A 26,489-nucleotide genomic window follows, 5' to 3' on the forward strand; every position below is an offset into this window, starting at 1 on the left:
CTAGCCCTTGTAGCCCATCAGCAGGCGGGGCAGCCACAGCGAGAACGCAGGCACGTAGGTCACGAACATCAGAGCTGCGATCAAGGCAGCATAGAACGGCAGGATGGTGCGCATCACCGCGCCCACCGAAATGCCGCCGATGGCGCAGCCGACGAACTGCGTGGTTCCGACCGGTGGGGTGTTCAGTCCCAGCGCGCAGTTGATCAGCATCAGCATGCCGAACTGCACCGGGTCCATGCCCGCCTTCATCGCGATCGGCAGGAAGATCGGGGTGCAGATCAGAATGGTCGCCGCCATGTCCATGAAGGTGCCGAGCACGAACAGGATGATGTTGATGAGCAGGAAGATGATCCAGGGCTGCGAGGACACCTTGCTCATGAGCTCACCGGCGAAGTCGGCGACTTCGTAGAGACCCATCAGATATTGGAACATGGTGGAGACGCCGATCAGGAGCAGCACCACGCCCGTCGTCTTCACCGCCTTGGCGGCTGCGCGCAGAAAGTTCCGCAGGGTCATGGTGCGGTAGATGAAGAACGTCAGCAGGATCGTGTAGGTGACGGCGACGGCCGCGGATTCCGTTGCCGTGAAGACGCCGGACAGGATGCCGGCGAGGATGATGCCGACGATCAAGAGGCCCGGCAGCGCCGCCGCGAACGAGCGGACAACCTCGGCCCAGCCCGGGAATTTTCCGGCGGGATAGCCGCGCTTCACCGCCACCGCGTAGGCGGCGACCAGCATGCACACCATCAGCACGGCCGCCGGCAGCAGGCCAGCCGCGATCAGGGCGCCGATCGACACCTTGCCGCCGGCGGCGAGCGCATAGATGATCATGTTGTGGCTGGTCGGCATCAAGGCTCCGACCAGCGAGGCGTGCGTGGTGACGTTGACGGCGTAGTCGGTGTCGAAGCCTTCCTTTTTCATCATCGGGATCATCACCGCGCCCATCGCCGACACGTCGGCCACGGGCGAGCCGGAGACGCCGCCGAACAGGGTGCAGGCGACCACGTTCGACATGCCGAGCCCGCCGCGAATGTGCCCGACCAGATTCTTGGCCAGCTGCACGATCTTGTCGGCGACGCCGCCATGCAGCATCAGCTCGCCGCTGAAAACGAAGAACGGAATGGCGAGGAAGGAGAAGATGTTCATCCCCGACATCATCTGCTGGAAGATGACGGCGACCGGCAGGCCTTCGTAAAGGATGGTGCAGATGGCCGAGAGGCCGATCGCGAAGGCGACGGGGACGCCGAGGATCAGGAAGCCGAAGAACGTCGCGCCGAGGATGATCAGTTCCATGAGGGGACGACCTCTTCGCCGCGCAGGAGAGCAATGATGTGCTCGATGGAAAAGGAGACGATCAGGAGGCCGGAGGCGATCAGCGGCACGTAGCGGATGACCTCGGGCAGGCCGAGATTGGGGATCTTCACGGTGCCGACCGAAGCGCCGAGGATCCAGCCGTTATAGGCCATGGCGACGCCGAAGATGGCGACCAGAACGTGGATCACGATCTCGATCTTCTCGCGCGCCCGGTCGGGAAGCATCACCAGGAGACTGTCCATGCCGATGTGCCCGGCATCGCGCACGCCGACGGCGGCGCCGATCAGCGTGACATAGAGGATCAGGACCAGCGCGAGGTTCTCCGTCCAGGTCGGACTGGAATTGAGCACGTAGCGTCCGAACACCTGATAGAAGACGATGGCGACGATGACGAGCAGTCCGGCTACGGACAGATACATGCCGAGGCGCGCAATCGGTGCATTGATCCGCGACAGCAAGACGGAGGACGGGCGGCTGACCGCGTCGTGCTCGTGATCCGCGACGTGTGGGTCCGTCATCCCGCGTCTCCCCTCGCGAGGGTCCGATGTCACCCTGCGGCGACGCCGGACCCTGTCTGCCCTGTTTTACTTCGTGTCCTGGATGCGCTTGACGAGGCCCTTCAGCTTCTCGTCACCGGCGAACTTGTCGTACACCGGCTTCATCGCGTCGACGAACTCCTGCTTGTTGGCCACCGTCACGACCTGCACGCCCGCCCCCTCGACGGTCTTGCGGGAGGCCTGCTCGCGCTCGTCCCAGAGCTTGCGCATGACCGGCACCGACTCCTTGGCCGCCTTGCGGACCATGGCCTGGTCCTCCTTGCTCAGCGTGTCCCAGACCTTCTTGGACATCACGAGGACTTCGGGCGCGAGGGAATGCTCAGTGACGTTGTAGAACTTGGCGGCCTCGAAATGGCGGGAAGATTCGTAAGATGGCCAGTTGTTCTCGGCCGCATCGACCAGACCGGTCTTGAGCGCGGTATAGACCTCGCCATAGGGCATCGGCGTCGGGTTGGCACCGAGGCTCTGGATCATGCCGACCCACAGATCGGACTGCTGAACACGGATCTTCAGGCCCTTGAGATCGGCGAGCGACTTGACGGGCGCCTTGACGGTGTAGATGGAGCGCGCGCCGCTGTCGTAATAGGCAAGGCCAATCAAGCCCGCGGGCTCCATGGCCGCCAGGATCTCGTCGCCGATCGGGCCGTCGAGCACGGTGCGCATGTGCTGGGTGTCGCGGAACACGAACGGCAGGCAGAGGGCGATGGTTTCCGGCACGAAATTGTTGAGGGGCGATGCGTTGATCCGCATCATGTCGAGCGCGCCGATCTTGAGCTGTTCGATGGTGTCCTTCTCCGAGCCCAGGGCTCCGTTCGGGAACACCTTGACGCCGAGCTTGCCGCCGCTCGCGGCGGCGAGCTGCTTGCCCATGAACTTGACGGCCTCGACGGTCGGATAATCGGCGGGATGGACGTCGGCGGAGCGGAAGTCGCGCGCGGTCGCCAGGGGCGCCGTGAATGCCAGCGCAACGGCTGCGACGATACCGGTCAATGTCTTCATCTGGGCTTTCCTCCTGGGTTGATTATGTCGTTGTCGGCAGGCTGCGGGCCGCCTTGGGTCGCTCCACTCCAAGCGTGAAGTCAAGCGCCAGTATCGTCCCTAGGGCGCGCGGCATTCCCTGTCCAAGCCAAATCCGGCATTGATCGATGCAACAGTTGCATCGATCAGTCTGGCTCAATTCGCCTCGTTGTGGAAGCGGCAGAACGGCTTGCTTCGCCGGCACGTGACTTGACGCGACTGACGGAGGCCCTCCAAGATGGACGGAAACAGCGGACCCTCTCCAAGGAATGCCCATGCAGCGGAAGCTGATCGATATCTCGGTGCCGCTCAGAAACGACGTGACGGCCGATCCGCCCGGCAACCATCCAACCATCCAGTACATCGATCACCAGCAGGGCCTGCCCCGCATGCTGCAGTTCTTCGAGGGGCTCAAGGCGCAGGATCTGCCGGACGGACAAGGCTGGGCGGTCGAGCAGGTCTCGCTGTCGACCCATAACGGCACGCATCTCGACGCGCCCTGGCACTTTCATCCGACCATGAATCGCGGCGAACGGTCATGGACGATCGACGAGGTCCCGCTGGAATGGTGCTTTCAACCCGGCGTGAAGCTCGACTTCCGGCACCTGCCCGACGGCCATGTGGCGAGCGCCGAAGATGTCGAGAGGGAGCTGCAGCGCATCGGACACACGCTGTCGCCGCTGGAGATCGTCGTCGTCAACACCAGCGCCGGCGCTAAATTCGGCAAGGCCGAATACGTCAATTCCGGCTGCGGCATGGGTTACGAGGCCACCATGTATCTGCTCGAACGCGGCGTGCGGCTGACCGGAACCGACGGCTGGAGCTGGGACGCGCCGTTCGTCTACACCGCGAAGAAATATGCCGAGACCAAAGACGCCGGCTTGATCTGGGAAGGCCACAAGGCGGGACGGCACATCGGCTATTGCCATCTCGAGAAGCTGCACAACCTCGACCAATTGCCATCGACCGGGTTCACCGTCTCGTGCTTTCCGGTGAAGATCGAACGCGCCTCGGCGGGCTGGACTCGCGCCGTCGCCATCATCGACAATTAGGCAGGCGGCGTCACTCGCCGTCGAGGCCGCTCTCGGCGAGCTCACGCAGCGCATCGGTGTCGAGCACGACGATGGCACCGTGCTCGAGGCGGACCCAGTTGCGGCCGGCCCAGGCGCGCAGTTGCTTGTTGATGCTCTCGCGCGTCATCCCCACCATCTCGCTGATCTCCTGCTGCGTGATGGCAAGCGTGCCGCTGCCGGAATCGAGCTTTCGCTCCTCGGTGAGACCGAGCAGCGCGCTCGCCAGCCGTCCCGGCAGATTTTGGAGGATCACCTGCTCGACCTGCTGGCTGGTCCAGCGCAGACGCGCGCAGAGCAGCTCGATGAACTTCATCGCCAGCGCCGGCTGGCTCTTCACGAACGGAAGGAAGTCCCGGCGATCGATGATGTAGAGCTCGCAATTGGTGTTGGCGGTCGCGTCAGCCGATCTCGGCGCGCCGTCGAGCACCGCGATCTCGCCGAAGATTTCTCCGGGACCGATCAGATTGAGAATAGCGTTCCGCCCATCCGGGGAGGAGGAGGAGATCTTCACCGTCCCCGAGATCACCGCGAACAGATTGTTGCCGGGATCGCCCTTGGCGGCGATCGTCGCACCGCGCCTCACGGTGGTGTGCTTGGCGTAGCGGCAGAGCTGATCGAGCGCTTCCGGCTCCAGATCCGCGAAGATCGGGTGCTTGCGCAGGACCGATAGTTTGTTGCCCGCCGACTGTCGGGGGTCGCCGGTCTTGTCCTGAGGCACGCCGCGGGGCTCCTAAGACTGCGAGGCACTGACGTTCCTGCGTAGTCAACGTTATCAGGCTTTTCAACCGGAAAGCACGCGCGTGTTTTGAGGCAAATGCCGCGAAAAAGCCGCGGTCGAGCCGAACCCGGCATCCGAAGGATGCTCGATGCATTTTGCTCGATGCAGAGTTGCAGGCGGCGCAAGCCGCAATTGTGCTCAGGCGCTGACGAACGGCCGAGTCGGCTGGGCGAGCGCCAGCCGCCGGCGTCCAGGCGGATTAGGAGTTCGGGAGCTTCAGCGCTTGGAATCCGGTCCAAGCCGGCCCGAGCTGGTTTGCCGGTCCGCGTAAGCCAAGGCAGCGGCAAATGCGACGAAGATCGCGACGACGACAACGGTTACCAGCAACGCGTCAGCAGGCATCATCCCCTCCCGATAATTTGGGGCATTATTTTGCCGCAGCCGACCGACGTCATTGATCGAGATCAAAAACGTCAGGGCGTCGCGAACGGACTGTCAGGCTGCGGCCAGTGCCTCGGCGCGCGCGGGGTCGAGCAGGCTGATGCCGCCGTGGATGATCTCGATCACGCCGTGACGCTCGAGCTTGGTGAAGGTGCGGCTGACGGTTTCGATGGTCAGGCCGAGATAGTCGGCGATGTCCTGACGGCTCATCGGAAGCGGAACCGTGTCGGACAACCCTTTGAGCGCGACCAGCCGTTCGCGCCAGCCAAGCAGAAAGGTCGCAACCTTCTCGTCGGCCGAACGACGGCCGAGCAGCACCATATGGTCGCGCGCCTGGCTCAACTCGCGAATGGCCAGCTCGTTGATCCGCTTGAGCAGCTGCGGCCGGTCTTCGATAAAGCGGCCGAACGGGGCTTTGGCGAACTGGCACACCGTCACGACGCCGATCGCATCGGCGGAAAAATTATGCCGGCCGGATATGTTCATCCCCAGGAAATCGCCGGGCAAGGCAAAACCAACGATCTGCCGGCGGCCGTCCGGCAGCAGCTTGTACAACCGCATGACGCCTTCGAGAACGTTGTAGAACGAGGTCGTGATGTCCTCCTCGGAGAACACGGTCTCGCCTCCGTCAAAATGAACGCGGCGCCCGAGATGCTCGAACTCCGTGAGCTCGGCCGCATTCAACGACGAACAAACCGCCGCACCGCGTACGGCACAATCGCGGCAAAAATGTCCGTTCGGCTCAATCATGACCACGGAAGGCTTCATCCACCGCTCCCCGCGCCGGCTGCTCTTGGCCCCAGGCCGAGTCCACCGCGCGGGGGCATTTTACTGCACTGCGCCAAAGCCAATTGACTCAAATCAAATTTGAGTGGCATCCCCGTCTTATTCTGCTCTAGAGTTCGACGGGATCACATTCCATGCTGCAAGGCGCCCTGCGTCACGGCCTGATTGGGCTGCTTCTGATGACACCTGCGCTGGCGGCCCCGACCGCAGAACAGCGCGGCAAGGCCTTTGCGAAGGCCAATTGCGCCCGCTGCCACGCGATCGATCGCGCCTCCCGCAGCCCGCTCAAGGGCGCGCCCCCGCTCCGGACCCTGCATCAGCGTTACCCGATCGAGACCCTCGGCGAGGCGCTGGCGGAGGGGATCTATACCGGTCACGCCGATATGCCGGCCTTCGAGCTCAGTCCGGACCAGATCCACGACCTTCTGTCCTACCTCAAGACGCTGGAATAGACGGCGTTACACCGCCTGGACGGTCCAGCCGATCAGCTCCTTGGCGATGCGGGCAAAGGCCGCATCGAAGGCGGCGACCGCAGCGGCCGGCTCGACCTTGTCGAGCTTCTCGCTGGCCTCGATCAGGCGCGAGGCAACCACCTTGCCGTTCTTGTCGACGATCCGTGCCGACAGCGCGATATCGACCCTCGCCTCGCCCTCCGTGGCGATCCGAAAGCTGCGGATATCGATCAGGAGCTGGTAGTCCGCCTGACCGAGATCGCTCGTGCGTAGCGGGGCGTGGGCGATGTCGTAATTCTCGAAGCTGTCAATCAGGCGCGCCTGGACCAGTTTCGGAATGCTATCGGCCCAGAGGAAGTCGGCAAAGCCCGGCCTGTCCCCGACTGGCGCGAACAGCATGCGCTGGGTCTGCAGCATGGCCACCGCGCTCGGCTCGGGGATGGCCAGCGACGCCGAGAGCGTCTTGCCGGCCGGCCCGAGGTTCTGCGGCGTGCGCAGATCGTAGGTAATTTTCTGCGCAGGGGTGCCGCCGCCGGTCATTTTCTCCAGACCCGCCAGAATGCCGTCGATCTTGCCGGTGTTGCGCGCCAGCCCGTCGGAGAATGTCTTGAAATTCGCAATGGTGTCCTTCAGCGGGCCGGAATTGTCCTGAAGCACCGTGTCGACCCGCCGCAGCGCATCGCGCGCGGCCTGCGTCATGCTCTGGCCGGCGCCGGCATCCGCGATCAAGGTCAGGGGCTCGCTGGACTTGGCGAGGATCACGCCGCCCTCCAATGTCACCACCGGTACGCCGGTCAGGCCTTGGAATTCGAGACCGACTTTCGTGTCGGAACGGACCGGCGTGGCCGTCGCAACCGAGATCGTCGCATTGACGAAGCGCGGGTTGTCCGGCGCGAGCCCGAGCTGGGTCACCTCACCGACGCGAATGCCGTTGAACAGCACACCGGCGCCGACCAAAAGGCCCGGGACCGGCCCCTGGAATTGCACCTGGTAGTTCGTGCGGGGCCCGATGCCGCCGGTGTTGTTCAGCCAATAGACGAAGCCGAACACCGCGAGGATCGCGGCCAGCACGAAACTGCCGATCAGCACGTAAGGAGCGCGGGTTTCCATGTCTTATCTCATTTCGTGTTGCAGCATCTGCGAGCGCTTGCCGTGGAAATAGGCGCGCACCCAGGGATGCTCGGATTGCAGCAATTCGCGCATCGGGCCGATCGCCACGATCTTGCCGTCGGCGAGCGCGGCGACGCGGTCGCAGACCGTGGTCAGGCTTGCGAGGTCGTGGGTGACCATGAACACGGTCAGCCCCAGCGTCTTTTGCAGGGTCTTGATCAGCGCGTCGAAATCGCCCGCGGCGATCGGATCGAGGCCGGAGGTCGGCTCATCCAGGAACAGGATCGGCGGATCGAGCGCGAGCGCGCGGGCCAAGGCCACGCGCTTGGTCATGCCGCCGGACAGCTCTGACGGATATTTGTCGGCGTCCTGAGCACGCAAGCCGACCATTTCGAGCTTGGCGATCGCGATCTCGTCCATCAGCTCCTGCGACAGGACAAGATTTTCCCGCAAGGGAAACTGGACGTTCTGGCGGACCGTCAGTGAGGAGAACAGCGCGCCCTGCTGGAACAGGATGCCCCATATCGTGGCCGCGCCCCGACCGTGGCCGCCGGTGGGCTGCCCCATGACTTCGATGGTCCCGCTCCGGCGCGGAATGAGGCCGATGATGGTGCGCATCAGGACCGACTTGCCGCCGCCGGATGCCCCCACCAGTCCAAGGATCTCGCCGCGGCGGACGTCGAGCGACAGATGGTCGAGCACGGTCTGGCGGCCGAAGCCGACAACGAGGTCCCGGACGCGGATCGCGAACTGGTCTTGCAATGCGTCCATCGTCACATTCCGATCGAGGCAAAGAAGACCGCGAACAGGCCGTCGAGCACGATCACCAGGAAGATCGACTTCACCACCGACGTCGTGGTCTGCCGTCCGAGCGACTCCGCGCTGCCCTTGACGCGCAATCCCTCGCTACAGGCCACGATCCCGATCACCAGCGCCATGAACGGCGCCTTCAGGATGCCCACCTCGAAATGCGTGACGGAGATGGCCTCGTGTAGCCGCGCGATGTAGATCGCCGGGCCCATGTCGCCGTAAAACTGCGCGACGAGACCGCCGCCATAGAGCGCTGCAATCGAACCGATGAAGGTGAGGATGGGCAGCGCGATGACCAGGGCCGCAACGCGCGGCAGGATCAGGACGTCGACGGGATCGAGTCCCATGGTCGAGAGTGCATCGATCTCCTCGCGCATCTTCATCGAGCCCAGCTCGGCGGTGTAGGCGCTGCCCGACCGGCCGGCGACCATGATGGCGACAATCAACACGCCGAGCTCGCGCAGCACCAGGATGCCGACCATGTCGACGGTATAGGACTCCGCGCCGAATCTGCGGAAATGGAAGAAGCCCTGCTGTGCGATGATGGCGCCGATCAGGAAGGTGATCAGCGCGACGATGGGGATCGCCTGCCAGCCGATGCGGTAGAGCTGATAGACCAGCGAGGTCAGCCGCAGCGAACGCGGCCGGCGCAGCACGCCGATGATCGCCATGAACAATGCGCCGAGCATCTGCAGGAAGATCGTGATGTCTTCCCGCGCGCCAACGGTAGATTTGCCGAGATCGCCGAGCCTCGCCAGCACCGGATTGGGCGCAGCCGCCGGAGCCGGTGTGTGGCGGTTGACCTGGCGCACCTCGTCCAGCAGCCCAGTAAAATGATCGGCGACGCCGACGAATTCGGCCGATCTGCCCGAGGATGCAGCCCTGCGCGACAGTTTTTCCAGGACCCAGGCGCCGAGCGTGTCGAGCGCGCTGACGCCCGACATATCAAGGGTGACGGCGCGCGAGCGATCGACGTCGGCGCCGACAGACCGCGACAAGGTCTCGAGCGTGACCACATTCGCGGCGGTCCAGGGCCCTTCGGGGCGCAGGTTCAGCACGTCGCCGGACGGCGTCGCGAGCAACAGCGGTTCGTGGTTCACGCTTCCACCTCGTCGGGACAATCGGTCCCCATTCAGACGGCATTTCTAGGCCAGCATATGGCGGCCGGCTTGACCTGTCTCAAGCGCGGAGCTGCCCTGCCGATTGACGCAAATCAAGCGCGATCGCGTGCGCGGGCCCTAGGCTTGCGTTTGTTCAATCGGGATATCAGGTCCATGTTCAACAGCGACAGGATGAGCGAAGAATTGCGCGCGCTGAAGGTTGACGTGACGCGCTTGCTGAGCACCGCCGGCGAGGAGATGTTCGAGAGCTCGAAAGATCGCGCCGAAGCGCTCGCCGACCAGATCAGGGCCGCGCTGACCGAGCTCGGCGAAACCGTCGAGGAAGAGCAGGAGCAGCTGCAGGGCCTCATTGCGGACCGCCCGATCACCTCGCTCGCCTCCGCCTTCGCACTCGGCGTGGTCGTCGGCTTCATGCTGAGGAGGCATTAGGTGAATACCGAGAATGTGGTCAAACATCTGCGCGTGCTGTGGCGCACCGACAGGATCATCGCGGACATCCGGCTGCGCCACCTGCTGATCGGCCTCGGCCTGCGCGCCTTTGCGGCCTTGATCGCAGCATTCGGCCTGCTGATGCTGGAGCTGTCGGCCTATTTCGCACTGGTCCAGATCTGGAGCGCGATTGCCGCCGCGGCCATCCTCGGCGCCGTCAATTTCGCCATCGCGGCCACGCTCTTCGCCATCGCCAGCCGCGCTCCGTCCGGCCGCGACATTGAGCTCGCCAGTGAAATTCACGATGCGTCCATCGAAGCCCTTCAGCTCGAGGCGCGTGCACTCCAGGCCCAGGTGTCAGGCGCGGTGCACCATCCGCTCAGCACGATCGTGCCGGTGCTGGTGCCGCTGATCGCAATCATCGTGAAGAATTTGCGGTCGACGGCCAAGTCATCGACCAAGACGTCCGCCACAGCAGATGCGGCCGAAGCGCGCTCCTGACGGGCGTGCTCAGAGCTTCAATTTGACGTCGCAGATGTCGGGTTCGGCCGGATCCGGCTTGACCTCGAAGCCGAGGTGCCGGCACATCTCGAGCATCACGGTGTTTTCCTGGAGCACGTCGCCCGAGATGACTTTCAGCCCTTCCGACTTGGCATAGTTGATGATGAGCTGCATGAGGGCCCAGCCGAGCCCCCTGCCCTTGAGATCGGAGCGCAGCAGGATCGCGTATTCACCGGTCTCGTAGATCGAGTCCGAATGAAGCCGGACCACGCCGACCATCTCGCCGGTGGCTTCATCGAATGCGATGAAGGCCATCGCGCGCGCATAGTCGAGCTGGGTCAGACGCGCGATGAATTCGTGGGTGAATTCCTTCATTGGCGCGAAGAAGCGCAGGCGAAGGTCGTGTGGCGTGACGTGACGCAGGAATTCGTGGATGGTCGGCTCGTCCTCAGGCCGCATCGGCCGCACGAAGATACGCCAGTCGTCCTTGAGCTTGAGGCGGCGCTCCCATTGCGAGGGATAGGCGCGAACCGCGAAATTGGCCGGGCCGGAGCCGACGAACTTCCGTTGCGGCGCCCCGACCGCGACGCGGGCATCAACCGCGGTCACGCCGGTTTCGTCCGCGAGCAGCGGATTGATGTCGAATTCGCGGATCTCGGGAATATCGGCCGCCATCTGTGCCAGCTTGACCAGCACCATGGCCACGGCGTCCTGCTTGACCTCGGGCACGTCGCGATAGGCCTTCAGCAGCCGCGACACGCGGGTGCGGTCGATCAGATCGCGGGCGAGCTGCAAGTCCAGCGGCGGCAACGCAAGCGCCTTGTCGTTGATGATCTCCACCGCCGTGCCGCCGCGGCCGAACACCACGACGGTGCCGAAAGTGGGATCGTCGGCGAGGCCCAGAATCAGCTCGCGCGCCTTTGCCTTGACGACCATGGCCTGCACGATGACGCCGCCGATGCGCGCTTCCGGGCGCAGCTTCTTCGCACGCGCCATGATGCCCGTGGCCGCCCCTCGGACCGCATCGGGCGTGGTTAGATTGAGCACGACGCCGCCGACATCGGATTTGTGGATAATGTCCCGAGACATGATCTTCAGCACGACGGTGCCGCCCTGCGCGAAGATTTCGTTCGCATAAGCTACCGCCTGCTCGACATCGGCTGCCGCATAGGTCGGCACCATCGCGATGTCGTAAGCTTCGAGCAGGTTCTTGATCTCGACTGGCTCGAGCCATTCACGGCCGTCGGCGATCGCGGCGGTGACGATCTGCCTCGCGCCTCGGGCGTCGGGAACGAACGTGTCAGGCATCGCTGGAGGAACCTGACTTAGCTCCTCCACCACTTCGCGGTGGCGGACCAGATGCATGAAGCCGCGCACGGCGTCGTCCTCGGTCGGATAGTTCGGCATGCCGGCGCCGGACAGCGCCTGAATGATGCCCTGATCGGCGCCGACCCAGGCGGCCAGCACCGGCTTCGCCCAGCGGCGGTGCTGCTCGCGATATTTTGCGACGCGCTCCGTCACGGTCGCGGCGATCTCGGTAGCCGAGGCAATCGCCGTCTGCACGTTGAGAACCAGAACCGCGTCATTGTCGGGATCGGCCAGCAGCACCTCCAGCGCCGCCGCATAGCGCGCAGCATCCGCATCGCCCACGATGTCGACGGGATTTGCACCGGACCAGGTCGGCGGCAACGCCGCATCCAGCTTCTTGCGCGCCTCCGCCGAGATGGTCGCCGGAATCCCGCCGAGTTCGACCAGTCGATCGACGGCGAGCACGCCGATGCCGCCGCCATTGGTCAGGATGGCAAGACGCTTTCCGGTCGGCGATTCGACGCGGCCGAGCGTCTCGGCACAATCGAACAGCTCACGCAGGTCTGAGACGCGCAAAACGCCCGCGCGGCGGAACGCCGCGTCATAGACGGCGTCGGCGCCGGCGAGCGCGCCGGTATGCGTGGCCGCGGCTTTGGCACCTTGCGCCATGCGGCCGGACTTCACCACCACGACAGGCTTCACGCGCGCGGCCGCGCGCGCCGCCGACATGAACTTGCGTGCATCCTTGATGGACTCGATATAGAGCAGAATCGCGCGGGTCTTGTGATCCATCGCGAAATAGTCGAGCAGATCGGCAATGTCGACGTCGATCTGATCGCCGATCGAGACGATGCCGGAGAAGCCGACGCCGCGCTGCGCCGCCCAATCGACCATGCCGGCGGCGATCGCCCCCGATTGCGAGATCAGCGCCAGACTGCCCGCCCCCGGCATATGCGCGGCAAAGCTGGCATTCAGGCTGACTCCGGGCATCATGATGCCGAGACAGTTCGGTCCGATCAGCCGCATGCCGTACTTGCCGGCCGCGGTGATGGCAGCATCGTGCAGAGATCCCGGTCCGTGGCCAAGCCCGGCCGAAACGATCAAGGCGCCTGCCGTGCCGCGCCGTCCGGCCTGGTCGATGATGCCGGGGATTTCGCGCGCCGGCGCGGTGATGATCACGAGCTCGGGCACGAAGTTCAGGGCGTCCAGACTCTTCCCCGCCGCGATGCCGCCGATTTCGGCATGGCGTGGATTGACGAGGCCAAACCGCCCCTTGAATTCAGCCTTGCGAATGTTCTCCAGAACCGCGCGTCCCACCGAGACCGGGCGAGCGCTCGCGCCGACAAGCGCAACCGAACGCGGTGCCAGCAGGTTATTCAGACGATAGGTTGACATGAAAGCAAATACGCCCGGTCGGCGGCGGTTCCGATGGTTGACGATCAGTCTGGACGAATGGCGAGCCTAGTGCGAGATCATAACCCAGCACGGTGGCTGGCCAATGACGGTCTTTGTGACACCGCCCCAGACGATCTCGTTCAGACGCGAATGATGATAGGCCCCCATCACGATAGCGTCCACGTCGTGGGAATTCACAAAGTTTCCCAGGACCTTGCCAATCGAGCTGCCGCGGCCTTTCACCGTTTCGAACGAGGCATGAACGCCGTGTTCCCTGAGATGATCGACCAGAGCAGTTCCGGATTGCACGATCGCGTCGGTCTTGTCATCCGCCACCGTCACCACGCGGACGGTTGCCGCCGCCTGCAGGACCGGCAGCGCGTCGCCGATCGCGCGCGCCGCACGCGCGGAGTGATCCCAGGCGATCACGACATTCTCGAATTTGGGCGAAACCTCGTCCGCGAGATGTTCCGGGCATAGCAAGAGCGGTCGGCCGGATCCGAACAGGAAGGCTTCGACAATGCTCTCCGTCCGACTGTCGTGCGGCTTCACGGGGAGCAGCGTGAGATCGCTGAATCGGGCGTACTCGGCCAGGATCGCCGCGATCTGGTCCGCGGGCACCTTGCCCATTCGGCTCTGGGCGCGAATCTTGGCGCGGGACGTCGCACTCGTGAATGCGTTCAGAAGCTGTTGCGTGTCGCTCGCCTCGCACGCACTGCCGGCCTCCGCGGCCTCGCGATCGTAGGGCAGCATCACCTTCGGTCGCTCAAAAACCTCTTCCTCGAGCGCGAGCGCGGTGATCCTGGCCCCGAGTTCGGCGGCGACGGCCACGCATTTGTCGATCGCAGCCAGCGCCGCCCCGCGCGGCTGGCCGACAAGCGGCATAAAGACATCCTTGATGGGCATCGGGATTCTCCTTGGCCGCCACAATAGGCCGGCTTTCGTCGAGCCGCTTGATCCTCGTCAACCCAGGGGAACTTCGGCCAGAACAGACGTTGACTGGCATCAAGGACTGGCCGCCCGGTTGTTCTACGGATAATCCAGTCGGAGCGGTTGCCCCGGAGAAACTCATGCGTGCGATGGTGTTGCCGGCCCCACGAACGCGGCTCGAGATAGAGGAGCGGCCCGACCCGATACCCGGCGAGGGTCAGCTCCGGGTGAAGATCAGCGCCTGCGGCGTATGCCGGACCGACCTTCATCTCGTCGATGCCGAGCTGCCCGATATCCGCTATCCGATCGTGCCCGGCCACGAGATCGTCGGCCGGGTCGATCTCGTGGGTCCGAATGTCACAACGCATGCGCCAGGCGATCGGGTCGGCATTCCCTGGCTCGGCTACACCTGCGGCCATTGTCGCTTCTGCCGGGACGGCATGGAAAACCTCTGTGATGCGCCGCTGTTCACGGGCTACACGCGCGATGGCGGCTATGCGACCCACACCATCGCCGACGCGCGCTACGCCTTTCCCCTCGGTGAGGACGGCGACGACGTGGAGATCACCCCTCTGCTGTGCGCGGGGCTGATCGGCTGGCGCTCGCTGGTGCTGGCTGGCCCTGCCGAACGGCTCGGCCTCTACGGTTTTGGCGCGGCCGGCCACATCATCGCGCAGGTCGCGCGCTGGCAAGGGCGATCCGTCCATGCCTTCACGCGGCGCGGCGATGCTGCCGCACAAGGCCTTGCCCGTCGTCTCGGCGCGGTCTGGGCCGGGGCATCCGACGAGGTGCCCGACGAGCCGCTCGACGCCGCCATCATCTACGCACCATCTGGCGAACTTGTCCCGGCCGCGCTGCGCGCAGTCCGCAAAGGCGGTCGCGTCGTCTGCGCCGGCATTCACATGACCGACATTCCAGGCTTTCCCTATGACCTGCTCTGGCAGGAACGGCAGCTGGTCTCGGTCGCCAACCTGACCCGGCAGGACGGCCTGGATTTTCTTAAAGTCGCGCCGCAAGCCGGCGTCCGCACCGAAACGACGGCATTTCCGCTTGATCAGGCCAACGACGTCCTGGACATGCTGCGAGCCGGCCAGATTCTCGGCGCGGCCGTGCTGACGCCCTGAAGGTGCTTTCGGATGCTCGTTCCATGACAGATGAAATGGCGACCCAGGAGCGGATCTTTCGGACGCTGACCGACCATCCCGGCGTGACGCAGATCGACACGCATGGCGCCGCAGTATTCCTCGACGGGATGCGCGCGCTGAAGATCAAGCGTGCCGTGAAGTTTCCTTTCCTCGACTATTCGACGCTCGAGAAACGCAAGGCCGCTTGCGAGGAGGAAATCAGGATCAACCGGCCGTTGGCGCCGCAGATCTATCATCGCGTCGTCGCGATCACGGAAGAGCCGGATGGGTCGGTGCAGGTCGACGGTCCCGGTCGGCCGATCGAGTACGCAGTCGATATGTCGCGTTTCGACGAAAGCAGGACGCTGGATCATCTGGCAAAGGCCGGGCCGCTGGATGCGAAACTGGCCTCGGCTGCCGCCGACGCGATTGCGGCTTCGCACGCGGCGGTGATTCACGCCGAGGGAGAAGCATGGGTCGCGTCCATCCCTGGCTTGATCGACGGCAACAGTCTCGGCCTGCGGGCTGGCGGCCGCTTCAACGCTGACGAGATCGACAAGCTCGGCAAAGCTTCCCACGAGGCATTCCTGCGCCTGCGTTCTCTGCTCGCAGAGCGCGGCCGGCAAGGCTTTGTGCGCCGCTGCCATGGCGATCTGCATCTGGCAAACATCGTTTTGCTCGATGACCGGCCCGTGCTGTTCGACGCCATCGAGTTCGACCCGCAGATGGCAACCGTCGACGTGCTCTATGATCTCGCCTTCACGCTGATGGATCTGCTGCATCATGATCAACCCAGCGCCGCCAACATCGTCCTGAACCGCTATCTCGCCGCGACGTCTGCCGACAATCTCGACGCGCTCTCGTTTCTGCCGCTGTTCATGTCGATACGGGCCGCGATCCGCGCCCAGGTGACTCTGGCACGGCTGAAGCCACCGCACTCCGATGACCTCGCCATTCTGGATGAGGCCCAACGCTATTTCGACCTTGCCAGGACGCTGATCCATCCGGCCGCTCCGCGCCTGATTGCCGTGGGCGGCTTGTCAGGCACCGGCAAGACGGTTCTGGCGCAAACACTCGCGCCTCTCGTCGCACCGCCGCCCGGAGCCGTCGTGCTGCGCAGCGACGTCGTCCGCAAGCAGATGTTCGGCGTCGAGGACACCCACCGCCTGCCGCCATCCGCCTACACGCCGGAGCATGCGGCCCGTGTTTACGATACGCTCGCTCAGCGGGCCCGGCGGGTGCTGGCGCAAGGGCATTCGGCTGTCATCGACGGCGTGTTCGCGCGCGAGGACGAGCGGGACGCGATCGCCGCACTGGCGCGCGAGCGCAACGTGCCGCTGAACGGCCTGTTCCTGGTCGCCGACCTCAAGACCCGGCAGATGCGGATCGGAAGCCGCCGGGGCGACGCATCCGACGCCACGCAAGAGGTTGCCGCGCTGCAAGAGCACTATAATATCGGCCATGTCGGTTGGGCGACCGTCGATGCATCCGGGACGCAAGAGCAGACGCTCGAGAGCTGCAGGGACGCGATCGCTGACGGCAAACAGGGCAATCTGATTGGCGCGGGCAAAGATGGCGCGACCTAGCACGACCTCGACGGCCGCTCGCGCCACGCCGGCGGGGCGGCGAAATGCCCTGCCCGGCCGCCTGAGCCCCGGCATGGCCTGCGATACGGCGTTCCGGATCATCGCGCGCCGTCACCTCGCGGCCGTTCTCGCCCAGCATGACGGCACCTGCCGCGGCGACCCCGACGCGCTGCATCGGATCCGGATCGCACTGACGCATCTGCGCACCGCCATCCGCTTCTTCTCGCCGATGGTCGACGACGCCCTGCGGCCGGATGTCTGGACCGAACTGAAATGGCTGAACAGCCAGCTCGGCATGGTCAGGGATCTCGATGTGGCGATCGAGCGGGTCATCGCCGAGAGCGACGGTGAACTCACAGTGGTCGCCGAGCTCCAGCACTGGGACGAGAAACGCACCGAGAGCCACCGCATGCTGGCACGTGCGCTGCAGTCGGCCCGCTATCGCCGCCTCGTCGAGCAGACTTCGGCCTGGATCGAGAGCGGCCCCTGGTCGACCCGGCGCAGCAAGGAAGCCATCCGACTGCGCCGCTCGACGCTCGCTGAGCATGCAACGGCGAGGCTGACCGAATGGGAAACGACGCTACTCAAGAAAGCGCGAAAGCTCCGCAGGCTCGACGTCGAAAAGCGCCACAAGCTGCGTCTTCTCAACAAGCGGATGACCTATTCGATCGAATCGCTCCAGGACCTGTTCGCCGAGGACGCCTTGAAGAAGCAGCAGTCCATCCTCAAGAAATTGCGCAAGGCGCAACGGTCGCTCGGACAATTGAACGACGATGCTCGTGGACAGGCGTTGGCGGCGTCGCTGAACGGCGCCGGCCTCGATGCCAGCCATCGCTTCCTCGACCGCAAGCGGGAAAAGAAGCTGTTGCGAGCGGCCTCGGCGGCCTACCGCAAACTGGACAAGACCAAGCCTTTCCGCTCCTCCGATCTCGCGCCAAATTCCGAGCCGGAAGCTTAGGTGTGGACGTAGTCCCCCGGCGCATCTGGCAGGCCCGCAGCGCCTCCAACGCCGATCTGGGGTGGATCGCAGGGCGCGCCGGAGCGCGCCGCCAGCCATTTGGCCCATTCCGGCCACCACGACCCTTCAACGTGCGGAGCCAGCTTCAGCCATTCGTCCGGACCGACATAGGGCGCGTCCTCCGCCTTGGTCAGCACCTGATAGCTGTGGCCGGGCTCCTCCGGAGGCGCAACGACACCGGCATTGTGGCCGCCGCTCGTCAACAGGAACGTCACGTCGGCATCGACCTGATAGTGGATCTTGTAGACGGATCGCCACGGCGCCACGTGATCGGCGAGCGTGCCGACCACGAACATCGGCGCATGGATATCGGACAACGAAACGCTGCGGCCATCGACGTGGTAGCGCCCCTCGGCCAGATCGTTGTCGAGGAACAGCTTTCGCAGATATTCCGAGTGCATGCGATACGGCAGCCGGGTTGCGTCCGCGTTCCACGCCATCAGATCGTTCAGCGGCGCGCCCTCGCCCATCAGGTAATCGTGCGACAGGCGGGACCAGATCAATTCGTTGGAACGCAGCAGCTGAAAGGCACCGGCCATCTGCGTCGTGTCGAGATAGCCGCGCTGCCACATCATGTCTTCGAGAAAGGCAACCTGGCTTTCATTGATGAAGAGCGTCAGCTCACCGGCCTCGGTGAAGTCGGTCTGGGCGGCAAGGAGCGTGACGGTGCCGAAGCGGTTGTCACCGTCGCGCTCCATCGCAGCGGCGGCGATCGACAGCAAGGTGCCGCCAAGACAATAGCCGAGCGCGTGGATCTTTTGGCCCGGTACGATCAGGCCGATCATGTCCAGCGCGGCCATGACGCCCAGCCTGCGATAATCGTCGAATGCGAGATCACGATCCCTCGCATCCGGGTTGCGCCAGGAGATCGCAAACACCGTGAAGCCCTGGCCGGTCAGATACTTGACCAGCGAGTTCCGCGGCGACAGATCGAGGATGTAGTATTTCATGATCCAGGCCGGCACGATCAGGATCGGCTCGGGCCGGACCTGCGCCGTGGTCGGATGGTATTGAATCAGCTCGATCAGCTCGTTGCGGTAGACGACCTTGCCGGGCGACGCCGCCACCGTCTTGCCGACCACGAACTGCGCGTCATCAGCCAATCTTGCGTTGGAGAGCAGGCGCATCAGGTCGCTGCACCAGTTCTGCCAGCCGAAGACGAAATTCTCCCCGCCACTCTGGAACGCCTTTTCCAGAACCTTCGGATTGGTCGCTGCGAAATTCGACGGCGCCAGCATGTCGAGCGTCTGGCGCACCGAGAACTCGACGATGGCTTCATTGGCGTGCGACACGCCGCGCACGCCGGTCGTAGCATCGTGCCACCAGCGTTCTCCGAGCAGGAATGCCTGCGCCAGCAGATTGAACGGCGCTGTCTCCCATTGAGGCCCGCTGAAGCGGCGATCGCGCGCCTGCGGCTGAATCACGGACCACGGCTTCTGCTCCGGCGACGTCGCATGCGCGACAGCTTCGGCCAGCCGGCCGGTGTCGCGCAGGATGTTGCGGGAAATCTCCATCTGGCGCTGCGGCGCCGCAGCGAGATGCGAACTCCAGTCGAGCCAGGCGAGCGACAAGGCCAGCGGCGAAATGCCGCCCGTGAATCGCGCCAGCATCGCGCGAAACGCGCGGTCGAGGGGATATGGCTCCGATACAGGCAAGGGATCGGCGGCAGCCGGCATCCCTGCAAGCTTCTCGGAACTCACTGTCGGGGCTTCGAGACCCGCGGCGGGATTGACGGGAAGAGCCTGCACTGCCGGCTCCTCGGCCCGTGGAAATATCTGCACGACGCTCATGGCTGAATGGTCCCAAGGGCTGCTGTTCTACGTCGGCGGAAGGATATGGCGAGGCTTCCCACAAGCGTTGAGCTGCATCAAATCCGGGCGCGTATCACAATTGCTTCATCAGGACAGACGGGCTTCGTCCCATTGACCTGAGTCAAGCCGCACCTCGATACCCGGGCTAGTTTGCCCGCATTGAAATTCGACAAGCCAGCGGAGTTGTCCATGCGCGCCCACCAGATCATGACCCGGTCGGTCATCTCGGTTACCCCCGACACCAGCATCGTCGAGGCGGCGAATATCATGCTCAAGCGGCATGTCAGCGGTCTCACGGTCGTCGACGATAGCGGCAAGCTGGTCGGCGTCGTCTCCGAAGGAGATTTCATCCGCCGCAGCGAAATCGGCACCGGGCGCAAGCGTGGGCGCTGGCTGCGGTTCATCCTCGGTCCGGGCAAATCCGCCAGCGACTTCGTCCATGAGCACGGCCGCAAGGTCGCGGAGGTGATGACCGACTCGCCCGTGACCATCACGGAGGACACGGCGCTTGCCGAGATCGTCGACCTCATGGAGCGCAACAACGTGAAGCGGCTGCCCGTGGTCCGCGGCGACAAGGTCGTCGGGATCGTATCGCGGGCCAATCTGCTGCAGGCGGTGGCAGGGCTTGCGCGTGAAGTGAAGGATCCGACAGCGGACGACGACCACATTCGCGGCCGCATCATCGACACCATGGAGAAGAACGACTGGTGCCCGTTCGGGCTGAACGTCATCGTCCGTGACGGCATCGTTCACCTCAGCGGCGTCATCACCGAAGAGCGCACGCGGCAGGCCGCGATCGTCGCTGCGGAGAACGTCGACGGCGTGAAGAAGGTGCACGACCATCTGTGCTGGGTCGACACCATGTCGGGCATCTACCTGAATTCGCCCGAGGACGACGAGCTCTCCAAGGCGAGCTGACGCGCGTCAGCGCGGAATGACGGCGGTGGCCTCGATCTCGACGCGCGCCGCCTTCTCCACGAGGCGCACCACCTGCACCAGCGCCATCGCCGGGTAATGCGCGCCGAAGATGGCACGATAGATCTTGCCGAGCTCCTTCAGGTTGGACAGGTACTCGTCCATGTCGACGACGTACCAGGTCAACCGCACGAGGTGCTCGGGCCGCGCCCCGGCCTCGCCCAGGATCGCTGCGATATTGCTCAGGGTCTGGCGCACCTGGGCGACGAAGCCGTCGGCGAGACGCTCCTCGACATCCCAGCCGATCACCCCACCGGTGACGACGATGCGTCCCTCGGCGGCCATGCCGTTGGCATAGCCCTTCGGCATCGGCCACCCCGACGGCTGGAGCACCTGGACCCGCGAAGGGGTGTCATCCTCGGTGGCTGTCGGCAGCACCGCGAGCTGCGGGCCTTTCGGCGTCGTCACGGACAATTCTTCATCCCTCTGTCATTCCGCAGCGACGCCTGAGGACGTCACGGCGGCTTGCGCCAGTTGCCGTAGGGCAAAGCGCTTCAATTTTCCGGTCTCGGTCTTCGGCAGTTGCGTCACGAACTCGATGGCCCGCGGATATTTGTACGGCGCGATCTCGCGTTTGACATGCTCCTGCAGTTCGGCCACCAGCGCTGCGTCCGGCGTCACGCCGGCTGCCGCAATGACATAGGCCTTCACGATCATGCCGCGCGCTTCGTCTGGAGCGCCGACCACGCCGCACTCGGCGACCGCCGGGTGCGTGAGCAGCGCCGCCTCGACGTCGGTGCCCGCGATATTGTAGCCGGCCGACACGATCATGTCGTCGGATCGGGACTGGTACCAGAAATAACCGTCGCTATCCATGAGATAGGTGTCGCCGGTGATATTCCAGCCGTTCTGCACGTATTTGCGCTGGCGCTCGTCGGCGAGATAGCGGCAACCGGTCGGCCCCCGCACTGCCAGCTTGCCCATCGTGCCCGGCGGCAGGTCGCGACCGTCGTCGTCGACGATCTTGGCCTCATAACCCGGTACGGGCTTTCCGGTAGCGCCCGGGCGGATCTCGTCCTCGGTCGCGCTGATGAAGATGTGCAGCAGCTCGGTCGAGCCGATCCCGTCCATCAGCTTGAGTCCGGTAGCCTTGAGCCAGGCATCGAAGGTCGGCTTGGGCAGGGTCTCGCCGGCGGAGACGCATTTTCGCAGCGAGGAGATGTCGCGGCCGGCAAGCTTGCCGATCATGGCACGGTACGCGGTCGGGGCGGTGAAGCAGACCGTGATCCTGTATTGCTCGATCGCCGTCAGAATATCGTCCGGCGTCGTCTTCTCCAGCACCACGAAGGAGGCACCGATGTGCATCGGAAACAGCACGCCACCGAAGCCGAAGGTGAAGGCGAGCGGCGCCGAGCCGACGAAGCGATCCTTCTGCTCGGCGCGCAGGATGTTGCGCGCATAGCCGTCGCAGACCGCGAGCATGTCGCGGTGGAAATGCATGGTACCCTTGGGATCGCCGGTCGTGCCCGACGTGAAGGCGATCAGGCAGACATCGTCGGAGGTGGTGTCGACGGCCTTGAACTCCGCACTCGCGTCGCCGATGAGCGCTTCGAGCGCGTCCGGCGCGCCATTGCCCCAATAAACAACCTGCCTGAGATTCGGCGCGGCAGCTTTCGCCTTCTCCATTTCCTCGGCGAGCTTGCCGTCGCACAGCGCCAGCGTGATCTCCGCCTTCTGGATCGGATACGACAATTCCTTGGCGCGGAGCAGTGGCATGGTCGCCACCACGATGCCGCCGGCCTTGATCACCGCGAGATAGGTCGCAACCATCATCGGGTTGTTGGCCGAGCGCAGCAGCACCCGACCGCCGGTCACAAGACCGAGCTTGCCGACCAGCACGTTGGCGATGCGATTCACCAGCGCCTGCAGCTCGCGATAGGTGTAGCTGACGGCAGGACTGATGACACAGGGTGCGTCGCCATGACCCTGCTCGACCCAGCGGTCGAGGAAGGAGCTGACGCAGTTCAATCGAGGCGGATAGTTCAGCTCCGGCCGCGTGAAGATGAATTCGGGCCACAGCTCGCGCGGTGGCAGATGCTGCCGCGCGAACGTATCAACATGGGCCGTCGCGGCGTTGCCGTCATGCGAGCCCTTCACTTGAACCTTGGCGGCGTTGGCCATCGCACGCTCCTTTCAGCATGGATTGCACCCGGCAGCACGATCTGGAAAACATTTTAGGCTTAAAACAATTCGGCGCAATAGCGGATTTTGGGCATGGTTTGCTTTTTCCTGCGGCAAAAAGGGATTGGGCGGCCCGCCCGCCCTGCGCTTACGGCCGGCGGCGGGCGGCAGATTTCTGCGCCGACGCCTTGGTCTTGGCGAGCAGCCGCATCAATTCGCGCACATCTTTCGGCGAGAGATCGGCGAACAGATCCGCAATCCAGGTCTCGTGTTCCGCAGCCATGCGGCGGAACTCGGCGCGACCGAGCTTTGTGAGGCGGATCACCTGGACACGGCGATCCGTCTCCGAGGTCCGCCGGTCGAGATGGCCGGATTCCACGAGGCGCTCGACGAGACCGGTGACGTTGCCGTTCGACACCATCATCCGCTTGGAGACATCGGACAGCGTCATACCGTCAGGCGCCTTGTCGAGCTGCGCCATCAGGTCGAAGCGGGGCAGCGTGACGTCGAACCGTTGCCGCAGCCGGCCCCGGACCTCGCCCTCGATCAGCGTCGTGCACGTGAGCAGGCGCAACCACAGCCGGAGCTCGTCGGCGTGATCTTCCGGCGTTTCGACGGCCTTGGTCTCGGAATCGAGCATCGCGGTGCAGTCACTCTCGGCGGGCATTGGTGCCGGCACGGATTCCCCAACATTTTGAGCTTCAAATAAATCGGGTCCGGCCGCAAGTCCAAAGCTGCAACAATCGACCGCACCGCAACTTCTTTAGGCTTCAAATAATTGGCGCGCCACTTGCATGCGCCGCTGCCCGCAAGATGGCGACACTTTGAGCGCTGCTTGCCGCGGCTGCCATCATCGGCATAAGCTTGGATTGGAGTACGCGGCTTGCAGCGCTCGCCGATAGTCACGAGGGGACAGATCATGAAGACGCAAATGACCTTGGCCGCGGCCACCATGCTGCTTGGCACGGCGATGACTCCCGCCCTCGCCCAGGAAAAGATCAAGCTGGGCGTGATCGTGACCCTGTCAGGACCCGCGGCCGCACTCGGTCAACAGGTTCGCGACGGCTTTGCGCTCGCGGTGAAGGATCTCGGCGGCAAGATGGGCGGCCGCGATGTCGAGGTGATCGTCGCGGATGACGAGCTGAAGCCGGATGCCGGCGTGACCAAGGTCAAGGGCCTGCTCGAGCGCGACAAGGTCGACTTCGTGGTCGGCCCGATCTTCTCCAACATCCTGCAGGCGATCCATCGGCCCGTGACGGAATCGAAAACCTTCCTGATCAGCCCCAATGCCGGTCCGTCGACGTTCGCAGGAAAGGACTGCAACCCGTTCTTCTATGTGACCTCGTATCAGAACGACCAGGTGCACGAGATTCTCGGCAAGGTCGCGCAGGATCGCGGCTACAAGCGCATGTACCTGATGGTGCCGAACTATCAGGCCGGCAAGGATTCGGTGGCGGGCTTCAAGCTCGACTACAAGGGCGAGATCGTCGAGGAATCCTATATGCCGCTCAACACGCTCGACTTCCAGCCGGAGCTGTCCAAGATCTCCTCGCAGAAGCCCGATGCTCTCTTCACGTTCATGCCGGGCGGCCTCGGCGTCAATCTCGTCAAACAGTACCGGCAGGCGGGCCTGGCCGACAGCATCCCGGTGCTCTCCGCGTTCACAGTGGATGAATCGACCCTCCCGGCGCAGCAGGATGCGGCCGTGGGCATGTTCGGCGGCGCGAACTGGGCACCCAACCTCGACAATCCCCAGAACAAGAAATTCGTCGCATCCTATGAGGCCGCCTACAATGTCGTGCCCGGCACCTACGCCTTTCAGGCCTATGACGCCGCGATGCTGATCGACAGTGCAGTCAAGGCCGTGAAGGGCGATCTGTCGAACAAGGATGCCGTAGGGGCCGCGCTGAAGAAGGCCGACTTCACCTCGCTGCGCGGCGCCTTCAAGTTCAACACCAACGGCTATCCGATCCAGGACTTCTATCTGACCAAGGTCGCCAAGCGTCCGGACGGCAAGTTCCAGACCGAGATCGTGCAGAAGGTCTTCGAGAATTACGGCGACCGCTATGCCAAGGACTGCAAGGCGGCGAACTAGACCGCATCGCGTTACGGGAGAACTGCAATGAAGAGCGAAATCACCGGCATCACGCGGGCCAATGAGGGCATTCAGGGCATTTCCTGGAACATCCTCGGCCAAACCTATGTGCCGAAGAGCTACGCCGAGAACAGCTTCTCCTGGCACGCGACGCTGCCGCCGGGCACGTTCGTGCCGCCGCACATTCATCCGGACCAGGATGAATATCTCTACATGCTCGAGGGCAAGCTCGACTTCATGCTCGGCAATTCGGAGTCGCAGGCAACCGCCGGCGACCTGATCCGGCTCGGCATGGGCGTGCCGCACGGCATCTTCAACAAATCGGAGCAGACCGCAAAGGTGCTGTTCTGGGTGTCGCCGAGCCGCAAGCTGTTCGACCTGTTCTGGGGCCTCCACAACATGAAGGAGCAGAAGCCCGAGAACGTGGTGGCAATGGCGGCCGAGTTCAACATCCACTTCCTGCCGCCGCCTCCGGGCGCCGGCTAACGGCGCGCGTCAGGCCCGCACCGCCGCAAGGCCCGGCACCGCGGCAAAGCCCGCTTTGGTGGCATAGCCGCGCACGATGGCCTCGCGCTGGGAATAGCTCAGCACATTGTCGACATTGTCGAAGCCGTCGGGCGCGAGCTGCTCGACGGCGTCGATGACGCCCTCGGGACCACCGCGCCGATTCGAGCGGACGATATCAGCCGTCATCGGCAGACGCTTCTTCTCGTATTCGAGCAGCGCCTGACGCGGGTGTTCGGCGCGAACCAGCGCGTCGGCAAGGCAGCGCGCATCGAGGATCGCCTGCGACGCGCCATTGGAGCCGACCGGATACATTGGGTGCGCCGCGTCGCCCAGCAGGGTGACCCGTCCTGATGACCAGTATGGCAAGGGATCGCGGTCGCAGGTCGGATATTCGTAGAATTCGGGCGTCGCCGAGATCAGGCTCTTCACGTCGATATAGGGAACCGAGAACCGGGCCACATGGGGCATCAGATCCTCGCGGCGGCCCGGCCGTGACCAGTCCTCCTTGCGCGGCGGCGGAGCGTTACCCTCGCCGACCTTCACCAGAACCGCCCAATTGGTCAGGCGGCTCGCCGGGCTCGATCCCTCCGCGATCGGATAGATCACCACTTTGGCATTGAGACCGCCAGCCACGATCATCGACTTGCCGGTGAGGAATAGCGGCCAATCGCGCGCACCGCGCCACAACATCAGCCCGTTCCAGCACGGCGGCCCCTCGTTCGGGAACAGCGTGTCGCGCACACGTGAGTGGATGCCGTCAGCACCGATCAGGATATCAGCACGCGCGGTGTGGACCTGCGCGCCCGCACGATCGAAGAAATAAGCGGTGACGCCGCCCTCGTCCTGCGTGAAGGCGCCGAGCCGGCAACCGGTATGGATAGCATCAGCCCCGAGCCGTTCCTCGACCGCGCGATGGATCACGCCCTGCAGGCGACCGCGGTGGATCGAGAATTGCGGCACGTCGTGGCCGGCGTCGATCCCGCGGGCTTCGCGCCAGACTTCCTGGCCATGGCGGTTGAGATAATAGAGCTGGTCGGTGCGAACAGCGACGTCGTCGAGCTTCTGGAGCAGGCCAAGCCCCGCGAGCTCGCGCATGGCATGCGGCAGCGTGTTGATGCCGACGCCAAGTTCGCGGATGGTGTCGGCCTGCTCGAAAATCTCGCAGTCGAGGCCGCGCGAGCGCAGCATCAAAGCGGTGGTGAGACCACCGATACCACCACCGACGATAATCGCCTTCATCGCCCTTACTCCACTCGAAACACAGGCAATGGGTTAACGTCGCACGGGCGG

General features: G+C 64.3%; 26 protein-coding genes. 10 read left to right on the forward strand and 16 right to left on the reverse strand.

Going from position 1 to position 26,489, the window contains the following annotated elements; all coding sequences use genetic code 11:
- From Q0743_RS22535 to Q0743_RS22545, 3 genes are all read right to left on the reverse strand, one after another.
- Entirely contained in the window at positions 1–1,293 is a 1,293-nt protein-coding gene (locus Q0743_RS22535; protein ID WP_298243679.1) for a TRAP transporter large permease, read from the reverse strand.
- Positions 1,284–1,832 (reverse strand): TRAP transporter small permease, encoded by a 549-nt coding sequence (locus Q0743_RS22540; protein WP_298243680.1) that lies wholly within the window; start codon positions 1,830–1,832, stop codon positions 1,284–1,286. The genes Q0743_RS22535 and Q0743_RS22540 overlap by 10 nt, the downstream gene beginning before the upstream one ends.
- Before the next feature lie 66 nt (positions 1,833–1,898).
- Positions 1,899–2,870, reverse strand: a complete 972-nt coding sequence (locus Q0743_RS22545; protein WP_298243681.1) for a TRAP transporter substrate-binding protein — start codon at positions 2,868–2,870, stop codon at positions 1,899–1,901.
- A gap of 293 nt (positions 2,871–3,163) precedes the next feature.
- On the opposite strand from Q0743_RS22545, the gene Q0743_RS22550 reads away from it, so the two are divergent.
- On the forward strand, positions 3,164–3,940 hold the full coding sequence (locus Q0743_RS22550) for a cyclase family protein (protein WP_298243682.1): 777 nt from the start codon (positions 3,164–3,166) through the stop codon (positions 3,938–3,940).
- Positions 3,941–3,950: 10 nt separating this feature from the next.
- Here the strand turns inward: Q0743_RS22550 and Q0743_RS22555 are convergent, their stop codons facing one another.
- The 3 genes from Q0743_RS22555 to Q0743_RS22565 all read right to left on the reverse strand — a co-directional run bounded on the left by Q0743_RS22555 (position 3,951) and on the right by Q0743_RS22565 (position 5,888).
- On the reverse strand, positions 3,951–4,679 hold the full coding sequence (locus Q0743_RS22555; RefSeq protein ID WP_298243683.1) for a Crp/Fnr family transcriptional regulator: 729 nt from the start codon (positions 4,677–4,679) through the stop codon (positions 3,951–3,953).
- Positions 4,680–4,955: 276 nt separating this feature from the next.
- Positions 4,956–5,081 (reverse strand): hypothetical protein, encoded by a 126-nt coding sequence (locus Q0743_RS22560; RefSeq protein ID WP_298243684.1) that lies wholly within the window; start codon positions 5,079–5,081, stop codon positions 4,956–4,958.
- 93 nt (positions 5,082–5,174) lie between these two features.
- Complete coding sequence (locus tag Q0743_RS22565) at positions 5,175–5,888, reverse strand: helix-turn-helix domain-containing protein (RefSeq protein WP_298243685.1); 714 nt, start codon at positions 5,886–5,888, stop codon at positions 5,175–5,177.
- A gap of 152 nt (positions 5,889–6,040) precedes the next feature.
- On the opposite strand from Q0743_RS22565, the gene Q0743_RS22570 reads away from it, so the two are divergent.
- A complete protein-coding gene (locus Q0743_RS22570; protein ID WP_298243686.1) occupies positions 6,041–6,358 on the forward strand; it encodes a cytochrome c in 318 nt (105 codons plus the stop codon).
- Between the two features lie 6 nt (positions 6,359–6,364).
- On the opposite strand, the gene Q0743_RS22575 is transcribed toward Q0743_RS22570, so the two are convergent.
- The 3 genes from Q0743_RS22575 to Q0743_RS22585 are packed head-to-tail and all read right to left on the reverse strand — an operon-like array spanning position 6,365 to position 9,378.
- Complete coding sequence (locus Q0743_RS22575; RefSeq protein WP_298243687.1) at positions 6,365–7,468, reverse strand: MlaD family protein; 1,104 nt, start codon at positions 7,466–7,468, stop codon at positions 6,365–6,367.
- A gap of 3 nt (positions 7,469–7,471) precedes the next feature.
- A complete protein-coding gene (locus Q0743_RS22580; protein WP_298243688.1) occupies positions 7,472–8,239 on the reverse strand; it encodes an ABC transporter ATP-binding protein in 768 nt (255 codons plus the stop codon).
- A gap of 2 nt (positions 8,240–8,241) precedes the next feature.
- Positions 8,242–9,378 (reverse strand): ABC transporter permease, encoded by a 1,137-nt coding sequence (locus Q0743_RS22585; RefSeq protein WP_298243689.1) that lies wholly within the window; start codon positions 9,376–9,378, stop codon positions 8,242–8,244.
- A gap of 174 nt (positions 9,379–9,552) precedes the next feature.
- Between Q0743_RS22585 and Q0743_RS22590 the strand changes: the two genes are divergently transcribed.
- Both Q0743_RS22590 and Q0743_RS22595 read left to right on the forward strand, forming a co-directional pair.
- The gene (locus Q0743_RS22590) at positions 9,553–9,828 is read left to right on the forward strand and encodes a hypothetical protein (RefSeq protein WP_298243690.1); all 276 of its coding nucleotides are present in this window, start codon (positions 9,553–9,555) and stop codon (positions 9,826–9,828) included.
- Complete coding sequence (locus tag Q0743_RS22595) at positions 9,829–10,329, forward strand: phage holin family protein (RefSeq protein ID WP_298243691.1); 501 nt, start codon at positions 9,829–9,831, stop codon at positions 10,327–10,329.
- Between the two features lie 9 nt (positions 10,330–10,338).
- Here the strand turns inward: Q0743_RS22595 and Q0743_RS22600 are convergent, their stop codons facing one another.
- The gene (locus Q0743_RS22600; protein WP_298243692.1) at positions 10,339–13,032 is read right to left on the reverse strand and encodes a bifunctional acetate--CoA ligase family protein/GNAT family N-acetyltransferase; all 2,694 of its coding nucleotides are present in this window, start codon (positions 13,030–13,032) and stop codon (positions 10,339–10,341) included.
- Between the two features lie 66 nt (positions 13,033–13,098).
- Positions 13,099–13,938 (reverse strand): universal stress protein, encoded by an 840-nt coding sequence (locus tag Q0743_RS22605; RefSeq protein WP_298243693.1) that lies wholly within the window; start codon positions 13,936–13,938, stop codon positions 13,099–13,101.
- Positions 13,939–14,102: 164 nt separating this feature from the next.
- Between Q0743_RS22605 and Q0743_RS22610 the strand changes: the two genes are divergently transcribed.
- Genes Q0743_RS22610 through Q0743_RS22620 form a run of 3 tightly spaced genes read left to right on the forward strand, consistent with a single transcriptional unit; the run spans position 14,103 to position 17,630 of the window.
- Positions 14,103–15,086, forward strand: coding sequence for a zinc-dependent alcohol dehydrogenase family protein (locus Q0743_RS22610; RefSeq protein ID WP_298243818.1), 984 nt, complete (start codon positions 14,103–14,105; stop codon positions 15,084–15,086).
- Positions 15,087–15,109: 23 nt separating this feature from the next.
- The gene (locus Q0743_RS22615; RefSeq protein WP_298243694.1) at positions 15,110–16,672 is read left to right on the forward strand and encodes a bifunctional aminoglycoside phosphotransferase/ATP-binding protein; all 1,563 of its coding nucleotides are present in this window, start codon (positions 15,110–15,112) and stop codon (positions 16,670–16,672) included.
- The gene (locus tag Q0743_RS22620; RefSeq protein ID WP_298243695.1) at positions 16,659–17,630 is read left to right on the forward strand and encodes a CHAD domain-containing protein; all 972 of its coding nucleotides are present in this window, start codon (positions 16,659–16,661) and stop codon (positions 17,628–17,630) included. Before Q0743_RS22615 ends, Q0743_RS22620 begins: the two co-directional genes overlap by 14 nt.
- On the opposite strand, the gene Q0743_RS22625 is transcribed toward Q0743_RS22620, so the two are convergent.
- Positions 17,627–19,480 carry an alpha/beta fold hydrolase gene (locus Q0743_RS22625; RefSeq protein WP_298243696.1) on the reverse strand — a complete coding sequence of 618 codons (1,854 nt, stop codon included), beginning with the start codon at positions 19,478–19,480 and terminating at the stop codon, positions 17,627–17,629. The genes Q0743_RS22620 and Q0743_RS22625 overlap by 4 nt on opposite strands.
- Before the next feature lie 210 nt (positions 19,481–19,690).
- On the opposite strand from Q0743_RS22625, the gene Q0743_RS22630 reads away from it, so the two are divergent.
- On the forward strand, positions 19,691–20,419 hold the full coding sequence (locus Q0743_RS22630; protein WP_298243697.1) for a CBS domain-containing protein: 729 nt from the start codon (positions 19,691–19,693) through the stop codon (positions 20,417–20,419).
- Between the two features lie 6 nt (positions 20,420–20,425).
- On the opposite strand, the gene Q0743_RS22635 is transcribed toward Q0743_RS22630, so the two are convergent.
- From Q0743_RS22635 to Q0743_RS22645, 3 genes are all read right to left on the reverse strand, one after another.
- Positions 20,426–20,890, reverse strand: a complete 465-nt coding sequence (locus Q0743_RS22635) for a RidA family protein (RefSeq protein ID WP_298243698.1) — start codon at positions 20,888–20,890, stop codon at positions 20,426–20,428.
- 15 nt (positions 20,891–20,905) lie between these two features.
- Positions 20,906–22,597 carry a benzoate-CoA ligase family protein gene (locus Q0743_RS22640; protein WP_298243699.1) on the reverse strand — a complete coding sequence of 564 codons (1,692 nt, stop codon included), beginning with the start codon at positions 22,595–22,597 and terminating at the stop codon, positions 20,906–20,908.
- Positions 22,598–22,745: 148 nt separating this feature from the next.
- Positions 22,746–23,264 carry a MarR family winged helix-turn-helix transcriptional regulator gene (locus Q0743_RS22645; RefSeq protein ID WP_174719141.1) on the reverse strand — a complete coding sequence of 173 codons (519 nt, stop codon included), beginning with the start codon at positions 23,262–23,264 and terminating at the stop codon, positions 22,746–22,748.
- A 252-nt stretch (positions 23,265–23,516) separates the two neighbouring features.
- Here Q0743_RS22645 and Q0743_RS22650 point away from each other — a divergent pair, with 252 nt between their 5' ends.
- Together Q0743_RS22650 and Q0743_RS22655 are read left to right on the forward strand one after the other, a co-directional pair.
- A complete protein-coding gene (locus tag Q0743_RS22650; protein ID WP_298243700.1) occupies positions 23,517–24,692 on the forward strand; it encodes an ABC transporter substrate-binding protein in 1,176 nt (391 codons plus the stop codon).
- Between the two features lie 27 nt (positions 24,693–24,719).
- Positions 24,720–25,178: a cupin domain-containing protein gene (locus tag Q0743_RS22655; protein ID WP_298243701.1), complete on the forward strand. Its 459-nt coding sequence runs from the start codon at positions 24,720–24,722 to the stop codon at positions 25,176–25,178.
- 9 nt (positions 25,179–25,187) lie between these two features.
- On the opposite strand, the gene Q0743_RS22660 is transcribed toward Q0743_RS22655, so the two are convergent.
- Positions 25,188–26,438, reverse strand: a complete 1,251-nt coding sequence (locus tag Q0743_RS22660) for a flavin-dependent oxidoreductase (protein ID WP_298243702.1) — start codon at positions 26,436–26,438, stop codon at positions 25,188–25,190.
- Between the last annotated feature and the right edge of the window lie 51 nt (positions 26,439–26,489).

Origin of the sequence: uncultured Bradyrhizobium sp. (genome assembly GCF_936943645.1) — a bacterium.
Lineage (GTDB): Bacteria > Pseudomonadota > Alphaproteobacteria > Rhizobiales > Xanthobacteraceae > Bradyrhizobium.